The following is a 7,358-nucleotide window of genomic DNA, read 5'->3' as shown; positions in this document are numbered from 1 at the left end:
GCTCGAGGCGATGTGAAGCAAAAAAGCGGGCGACACTGCGGGAAAGCTGCGAATAGCTGCACACATACAACCGGATTCCGTCGCAATCATGGTGTCCCGCAAAGAATTCACTGAAAACCTCGGGTTATTCGAGGTCCCCATCTTCAGTACAGCATCACAAGCTTTCGCTCGTGTTCGTGACACACTTTCATCCATTCTCCAGCTCTTCCCCACGGGCCGCTTGTACTGGCGGAACGCCTTTTCGAACAGCGGCACAAGTTTGATGACCCAGCGGTCCACCGTCGAGTGGTCAACGTTGACACCGCGCTCGGCCATCATTTCTTCGAGATTGCGCAGACTCAACGCATAAGCCACATACCACCGCACGCATACCAAAATTACATCAAGCGGATAGTGAAGGCACTTGAGTACCTTGCCGATTCCGGGCGGCAACGACGTCTTCGACTTCGACATTCCGGTCTTCATGTAGTTGGAGAAGCGAATTCTACCGCAGTGCCCTAATGCGACACTGCCACCCGGCGAGCCAGACTTCGCCCGTGCGCCCCATCGTCTGGCGCACGTTCGCGCGTTGGCGCGTTGGCGCGGCAAACTGTCGAAAGGCGGCGGTTGCTGCGCATGCACCATGCCGCCGACAAGCGCGGCGCAGATGAACGCTGCGCCGAGCCGTGACATCTCCTCCGCATTGATCCGCCGGATGCAGCGCCTATTCGGCGAGTCCCATGCCGTGCTGCGGCGACGTCGTGGTCGAGCCGGGGCGGCGCAGCATCTTGTCGACCTCGCCCGCGTGCAGTTCCTCGACCTGGATCATCTGGCGCGCAAACTCCTCGAGCGCGACCGAGCAGCCTTCCACGAGCGAGAGCAACTCGCGGTAAAGACCGAGCGCGATCTGTTCGGCCTCGAGCGATTCGCGCAGGATGGACGCGATATCAAACGTGTGGGAATCGAGCAGCGGACCGATTGCGAGCGACGGATACGCGCCGAGCGTCGTGATCCATTCGCCGGCCTGGTGCGCATGCAAAAGCGATTCGTCCGCCTGCTGCCGCAGCCATGAAACGATCGGAATGCGGCCGAATCCGAACACCAGGAACGAATAGTGCGTATAGCGCACCACGCCGGCCAGCTCGGATTCGAGAATCTTGTTCAGCACTGCGACGACCGGCTCCTTCTCGATCTCAGCCATGGTGCCTCCCATGCAAGGCCAGTGAGCGGCGGGGATAGTTCATGACACCTCCGTCTCGCAGAAAGCGTTTGCAGGCGCTCTGAAGAGTGAGTTCGATTGTTGCACTTATCGCGGTTTGCCGCTGTACCTCCGGCGCTCGCGCGATCTCGAGGCAGTGCAATGGCTGTACTGGCCCGTTATTCGATATCGACAAGACGTGCCTCGAGCCGTCGCGCGAGCGCCAGGCCGCCTTCGCGCATGATTGAGTCATGATTCCAGCGGAATGCCAGCCGTGCGAGCGGCGCGAGCGCGACCGCGCTCATCCAGGCACTGGCAGTCCTGACGTGCCAGTCGTAGCGCACCAGAGTGCGGCTGCCGTCGGCTGCGAAGTGCCAGCGTCCCACGCCTTCCAGCGTGCCGCTGGCCTCTCCCTCCAGCGCAACGAGCGGCGCCACGCGCGTGACGCGCACGTCGATAATCACACGATAGGGCAGCACGCCCTTCCACGTGTAACGATGCACGGCGCCCAGCCCGTCGCTCCCGCCCGCCTGCAACTCCCGCACGGATTCGACGTTCTTCCACCACCTCGGCCAACGAATGGAATCGTGAATCGCGTCCCACACCGGCTGCACCGGCGCATCGATGCACCACAAGGTGGTCAGACGGAATTCCGCCATCGTTCTCTTCCTCCTTGTTTGCGCCACGACTACGCGTGTTGACAGGCTGGCCGCGCCCATGCGCTACCTTCGCGCGAATATTGCGTGGTGCGAAACAGTGCTCCAGAATCATTCATGATCCACGGCCAGGTACGTTTAAGTATAGGAGGCGGCGATGCGCATACTGCAGATCGGGGCCACAGCGGTTCTGGGTGCGCAGTGGCCGCGCAGGCGTTCCGGAAGTGCGTGGCAGAAGACATCACGGGCCACGTGGCGTCGGCCGCGTTGAATCCCACAGCAGCGCAAACTTGTATGATGAAAGATGTGCCGCTTCCAGACCGGGATTTCGTTTCCGATGCGCAGGCACGCTTCGATGCGCTCGCAAACTATCAGGTCACGCTGAAATCGACACCGGCGGGAGCAGAACCCGTCGAGATACGGTATGGCTACCGCAAGCCGGGCTTCATTCGGATGGACTTCATCCGTCCGCATCCCGGCGCGACACTGACCTATAGCCCGGCATCGGGAAAAGTCACGCTTTGGCCATTCGGTTTCGGCACGTTTCCGAGGCTCATGCTGAGCCCCGACAGCCGCATGATCCGGAGCCCACAGGGTCATCGCGTCGACGAGTCCGACATCGGCGCCCTGCTCGTCAATGTCCGCACGCTTCAACTGCATGGCATTACACAGGTCGTCGGCGCTGAATCTATCGGCATGTGCCGGGCGACGCATGTGATCGTGACATGCAGCCCCGGACACGTAGCGACCGGCGTGTTCCGCTATGAGTTGTGGTTCGATATGAGCCATGGTCTGCCCGTCAAGGTCGCGAGCGAGGGTGCGTCACGTAAGCCAATTGAAACGGTGTTGATGGAGGACCTGCGCATCGACGTGCCAGGCTCGCAGCTCAGGCCGTTTGGCTAATCACGCGGGCGAGCGGTCATCCGGGCATGATTGATTCGATTTGCTAAATGAATCTCGGCACCGCATGGTGTTGTTCGGTCCGCCAGGGTGCCGCACGTCGATGGGCTCGAACCGGCCAGAAGCAGCCATTCGACCCCGTGCCCTAGATCGTCAACAATCGCTTCCTGCAGGTCGTGAACGTGCGCATCACGACAGCCGCAGTCGCCTCACGTCTTGCTGCGGAGGCGCGCCGAACAGACGGCTGTACTCGCGACTGAACTGCGAGGCGCTCTCGTAGCCTACCTGGATCGCGGCACTACCCGCGTCGATGCCAAGGTTGAGCATCAACTGCCGCGCTTCCTGCAGGCGCAACTGATTCTGGTATTGCAGAGGACTGGTTCCGGTGATGTTGCGGAAATGCTGACGGAACGTCGAAGGACTCATGTGCGCGTGCGCGGCCAGTTCATCCACCTGGAGTCCCTTCGAGAAATTCTGCTTGAGCCATCTCACAGCCCTGGCGATTTGTTGGCTCGGCGATCCGTTGGCCGCAAGGTGCTGTAACTGCGGACTGTGGGGGCCAGCGAGAAGCCGCACGATGATTTCTTGCTGAAAAAGCGGTGCCAATTGCGGAGACAATGCTGGTTGGTCCAGCAATTCGATCAGCCGAATCAGGACGCCGATCAGTGCATCGTCAAGAGTTTCAATCGTGATCGGCGTGAAAGCTGGCGTTCGAGGCGGAGCCGGCAACTGCATCTCCGCAGCTGTCTTCACGATGTCGCGGCTGTCTAGTGTCAGCATCAGGCCCAGCATCGGTTCCTCAATACTCGCGCGCGTGACGTGCGAGATCACAGGCAGGTCGATGCTTGCCAGCATCGACTGGCCGGGGCCGTAGTTCACCACCTCTTTTCCTACCAACGCCTGCTTATGGCCCTGCGCAACGACGCCCAGCCCGAGGCTAAAGATGCAGTGCAACGGCTCGGTTGGCCCCTTCCGGCGGTGAAGGGAAAGGGCTGGTATGGCTGTGGTGTAGTCACCGTCAGACTGGGCAAAGCGGGCGATGGCTCGCGCGAGGTCGTGCGTGCGTGCGGTAGTCGTACTCATTGGCTCGGAAACCCGGTATTTCATGCGAAATCTCTAACGCCAAGACGGCCGGAACACTTTACTCCGGTTGAAGACCGTTCGCGTGGCTTTAAGCACGCTTCGTCAGTTCAGGCAAGAAGTTCGGCGCTTTCGGCAACCTCCCCGGTGTCAATCGAGCGACACTGAAGCCAGTTAATTCATATCCGATGCTCGAATTTTGGGGCATCAAGAACACAAAGGATCCGCGTATGAATAGCAAGAAAGTGTGGCTGATTACCGGCGCCGGCCGCGGCATGGGCGTGGATATCGCCAAGGCAGCCTTGGCGGCCGGCCACGATGTTGTGGCGACCGGGCGCAATCCTGAAAAGGTCAGGAACGCCATCGGCGATCACGATAATCTTCTGGTCGCCCAGCTGGACGTGACCCGCCCCGCGGATGCCGAGGCCGCCGTCGAAACTACCGTCCAGAGGTTTGGCCGCATTGACGTGCTGGTCAACAACGCGGGCAACTTCTATGGGGGCTTCTTCGAGGAGCTTAGCCCCGCCCAGGTGCGTAGCCAGCTCGAAACGCTTCTGTTCGGCCCGATGAATGTTGCCCGGGCCGTATTGCCGGTGATGCGCAAGCAGCGCTCTGGCCTGTTAGTCACAATCTCATCGACAGCTGGCATTACTGCTGGCGTGTTTTGCAGTGCATATGCCGCTGCAAAGTTTGGCGTCGAAGGATGGATGGAGTCGCTTGCCCAGGAAATTGCTCCCTTTGGCATTCGCACCATGCTGGTAGAACCAGGTTTTTTCCGAACAGAACTCCTCAGCGCAGACTCAACTACCTACGCCGAACTTTCCATTGATGACTATGCGTCGCGCACTCAGGAGACCGTGGCTGCATGGAAAGGCATGAGCGGCAAGCAGGGTGGCGATCCGGCCAAACTTGCCGCCGCGCTAGTGGAATTGACGGCGCAGGAAGAGCCGCCCGCTCGCTTCGCCGCCGGCGCGGATGCAGTTGAAGCTTTTGAATCCAAGGCGAACACCTTGCTCGCTCAGGCGAATGCCCACCGCGAGCTGTCTTCATCCCTTTCACACGCCCCAGAATAAAGACGGGCGCCGCCGGACAAGGGCTCATCACCCTGGCCTTTGATGCATCCGGCCAGCGGCGGCGGTATGCCCCGACTGCTCGACGACCTTCGGCACCGTGACCAAGATCGTCGTTCAATCGGCGTGAGTACGGTCAAACGGCAAACCATCTTCTTATACGCGAAGATCAACCTGCGTACTGGTGCGCTTTAGGAGCGACCGGCCGCGGTGTTCCCGGCATGTATTCACGGTTCCGTTGTGACTCGCCTATTCGGCATCCAACTCGCGAAAAAAGGGAACGCGTATGCACCATCGTCCCGACGGCAAGTGCATATGGCGGGCGCGACGATCTTCCGCTCAGGCTGGAACCGCACCGATCTGCTGCAACAGGGCCAACAGGTCAGGTTGCCCGCGCTCTTCGACAATTTTTCCGTTGGAAAAGCGATAGAAGTTCACGGCCTGAACCTCAATCTTCGTTCCGCTCGCAGGCACGCCAAAGAAGGTGGCTCGGTGAGTACCGCGCATGATGAAACGTGCGGCAACGGTGTCGTTTTCCGCGATCATTTCTTCGAGCGTCCATTGTATGTCGGGGAAACCAGAGCGCATCATGCCGAGGATTTCCATGTAGCCCCGCGGTCCAATGAAAGGATCCGGGCTGACGGGGGCGTGGAAGATTGCATTGGCATCAACAAGCTCTTCGGCAAGCGCCTCGCAGGCTGTATTGATGAATTCAACAAAGCGGGACATCAACAGTTTGTTCGATTCGGCGGACATGATTTGAACCTTGTAAGTGAATGTGGTCGCCCGCAACGGCGTCGCTTGCGTGCGCCGCCAAACGAGAGGCGGAGCAGGTTGCGGTAGGTCGCGTACGTGCCGGGTTCGGCCCGCTTACGACAACTGCAACAAGTCTAGACTGCAAATTTATCGGGATAAATGCGTGATATCTTTGGACATTCACAACAGGACGTTTCGAATGGATCGCCTCACGGGTATCAGCGTTTTCACGAAAGCAGTCGAATTGGGTTCGTTCTCGGCGGCTGGCGATGCGCTTCAGATGTCGCCACAACTGGTCGGAAAACACGTCCAGGTGCTGGAACAGAGTCTCGGCGTGCGTCTGCTGAACAGAACGACGCGTAGGCAAAGCCCGACAGATATCGGCCGGGCTTATTACGAACGCGCCAAGATCATCCTCGCGGAGGTCGAGGCGGCCGAAAACCTCGTAGCCGAAACCCGTTCAGTGCCGACTGGCCGTCTGAAGATTAACGCGCCTGTGAGCTTCGGCATGCACACCTTGGCGCCTAAGTTGCCGGAGTACCTTAAGGCGTTTCCGCAGGTCGCAGTTGACGTGACTCTGTCGAATCGAGCCGTCGATCTGATTGACGAGGGTTATGACGCCGTGTTCAGGATTGGCGAGCTGGGGGATAGCGGCCTGATTGCTCAGCCACTGGCTCCATACCGGTTAGTGCTATGCGCCGCGCCATCGTATCTTGCTGCAAACCCGCGCATAACAGTTCCCGCTGATCTCGAGCACCATGAGTGTCTTGGCTTTACGCATACGGAACTGCGATCGGAGTGGACGTTTGATGGCCCTGAAGGCCGCGTCGCTGTGCAGGTCTCGGGGCGGTTCATGGGAGACCATGGTGAGGTGCTGCTGGCGGCCGCCGTGGCGGGCGTCGGGGTCATGCTTCAGCCCGTGGAACTGGTGAACGGCGAACTCGATCGGGGCAGTCTGGTTGTTGTGCTTCCGGACTATCAGGCGCCTTCGCGGCCATTACACGTTCTATATGCCCGTGATCGCCGGGTGACGCCCAAGTTGAGGAGCTTTCTGGATTTTGCGAGAGAGCACTTCGGAGCTTAGCGAAGTGATAGTTCCTCAGCATTGTTCAAACCCATCGGCGCCACACTCTGTCGAGCGGGCGCTGGTGGCAATGACCGCTTCCGGGAAAACTGAAGGTCTCGGATGGGTCGGCTTGGTGCATTCACCGACGGCACGGTGGCGGCCAAGTTCCCCCGGTCGCCATCAGGCAGAACCCGGCCATGAAGAGTCAGTCCAGCACGCACCTGCGCGGACACCCCAACGGCAATTCCCCCCACAAAGCCGCCGCTCAGTGAGATTCTCCTCATTGCCCCATGGCAACGCGAAAAGATTCCGGGACACCAAAGGTAGTAGCTAGCGAATGCGCAGGCGGGGTGCCGTGTGGCAGGCACTATTCGTCGTCGGCGTCATCATGCTGGCGATGTTTCCAGCCCTTGTGCCGGCCGTTGTCGTGCCATTGCCGACGGTCCCAGTACTCACCCTCATATCCGCGGCCGTAGGCAACGGGCGCTTGTGCGTACACAAGCGGAGGCCCCTCATACACACCCGGAGGCGCCGCGTACACGACCGGGGCCGCTTCGACGACGACGCCTGCCCGCACTTCATCCACAGGAACCTGTTGCACCGAACGGCGGCGATTCTGCTTGGCGAAATCGTCCCCGGAACCGGGCCAAACT

General features: G+C 60.0%; 7 protein-coding genes and 2 pseudogenes. 3 read left to right on the top strand and 6 right to left on the bottom strand.

Annotated elements, in window-relative coordinates; genetic code table 11:
* From VMJ11_RS15985 to VMJ11_RS15975, 3 genes and pseudogenes are all read right to left on the bottom strand, one after another.
* Positions 1-465: pseudogene (locus tag VMJ11_RS15985) on the bottom strand (hypothetical protein); the annotation flags it as partial.
* 238 nt (positions 466-703) lie between these two features.
* Entirely contained in the window at positions 704-1,180 is a 477-nt protein-coding gene (locus tag VMJ11_RS15980; protein ID WP_325620364.1) for a ferritin-like domain-containing protein, read from the bottom strand.
* 176 nt (positions 1,181-1,356) lie between these two features.
* Positions 1,357-1,836 (bottom strand): SRPBCC family protein, encoded by a 480-nt coding sequence (locus VMJ11_RS15975; protein WP_325620365.1) that lies wholly within the window; start codon positions 1,834-1,836, stop codon positions 1,357-1,359.
* Positions 1,837-2,061: 225 nt separating this feature from the next.
* Between VMJ11_RS15975 and VMJ11_RS15970 the strand changes: the two genes are divergently transcribed.
* The gene (locus VMJ11_RS15970; RefSeq protein WP_325620363.1) at positions 2,062-2,736 is read left to right on the top strand and encodes a DUF1571 domain-containing protein; all 675 of its coding nucleotides are present in this window, start codon (positions 2,062-2,064) and stop codon (positions 2,734-2,736) included.
* 186 nt (positions 2,737-2,922) lie between these two features.
* On the opposite strand, the gene VMJ11_RS15965 is transcribed toward VMJ11_RS15970, so the two are convergent.
* On the bottom strand, positions 2,923-3,840 hold the full coding sequence (locus VMJ11_RS15965) for an AraC family transcriptional regulator (RefSeq protein WP_325620362.1): 918 nt from the start codon (positions 3,838-3,840) through the stop codon (positions 2,923-2,925).
* A 203-nt stretch (positions 3,841-4,043) separates the two neighbouring features.
* On the opposite strand from VMJ11_RS15965, the gene VMJ11_RS15960 reads away from it, so the two are divergent.
* Positions 4,044-4,886, top strand: a complete 843-nt coding sequence (locus tag VMJ11_RS15960; RefSeq protein ID WP_325620361.1) for an SDR family oxidoreductase — start codon at positions 4,044-4,046, stop codon at positions 4,884-4,886.
* A gap of 336 nt (positions 4,887-5,222) precedes the next feature.
* Here the strand turns inward: VMJ11_RS15960 and VMJ11_RS15955 are convergent, their stop codons facing one another.
* Positions 5,223-5,639: an ester cyclase gene (locus VMJ11_RS15955; RefSeq protein ID WP_325620360.1), complete on the bottom strand. Its 417-nt coding sequence runs from the start codon at positions 5,637-5,639 to the stop codon at positions 5,223-5,225.
* A 199-nt stretch (positions 5,640-5,838) separates the two neighbouring features.
* On the opposite strand from VMJ11_RS15955, the gene VMJ11_RS15950 reads away from it, so the two are divergent.
* Positions 5,839-6,723 (top strand): LysR family transcriptional regulator, encoded by an 885-nt coding sequence (locus tag VMJ11_RS15950; protein ID WP_325620359.1) that lies wholly within the window; start codon positions 5,839-5,841, stop codon positions 6,721-6,723.
* Positions 6,724-7,072: 349 nt separating this feature from the next.
* On the opposite strand, the pseudogene VMJ11_RS15945 reads toward VMJ11_RS15950, so the two are convergent.
* Positions 7,073-7,358 (bottom strand): annotated as a pseudogene (locus VMJ11_RS15945) (hypothetical protein); the annotation flags it as partial.

This window comes from Paraburkholderia sp., from assembly GCF_035501035.1.
GTDB lineage: Bacteria > Pseudomonadota > Gammaproteobacteria > Burkholderiales > Burkholderiaceae > Paraburkholderia.
This window is presented reverse-complemented; position numbering and strand designations above follow the sequence as displayed.

What these genes read in the sequence shown, in the direction of transcription:
- VMJ11_RS15980 (WP_325620364.1), bottom strand. Translation starts at nt 1,180, where the DNA reads ATGGCTGAGATCGAGAAGGAGCCGGTCGTCGCAGTGCTGAACAAGATT.
- VMJ11_RS15975 (WP_325620365.1), bottom strand. Translation starts at nt 1,836, where the DNA reads ATGGCGGAATTCCGTCTGACCACCTTGTGGTGCATCGATGCGCCGGTG.
- VMJ11_RS15965 (WP_325620362.1), bottom strand. Translation starts at nt 3,840, where the DNA reads ATGAAATACCGGGTTTCCGAGCCAATGAGTACGACTACCGCACGCACG.
- VMJ11_RS15960 (WP_325620361.1), top strand. Translation starts at nt 4,044, where the DNA reads ATGAATAGCAAGAAAGTGTGGCTGATTACCGGCGCCGGCCGCGGCATG.
- VMJ11_RS15955 (WP_325620360.1), bottom strand. Translation starts at nt 5,639, where the DNA reads ATGTCCGCCGAATCGAACAAACTGTTGATGTCCCGCTTTGTTGAATTC.
- VMJ11_RS15950 (WP_325620359.1), top strand. Translation starts at nt 5,839, where the DNA reads ATGGATCGCCTCACGGGTATCAGCGTTTTCACGAAAGCAGTCGAATTG.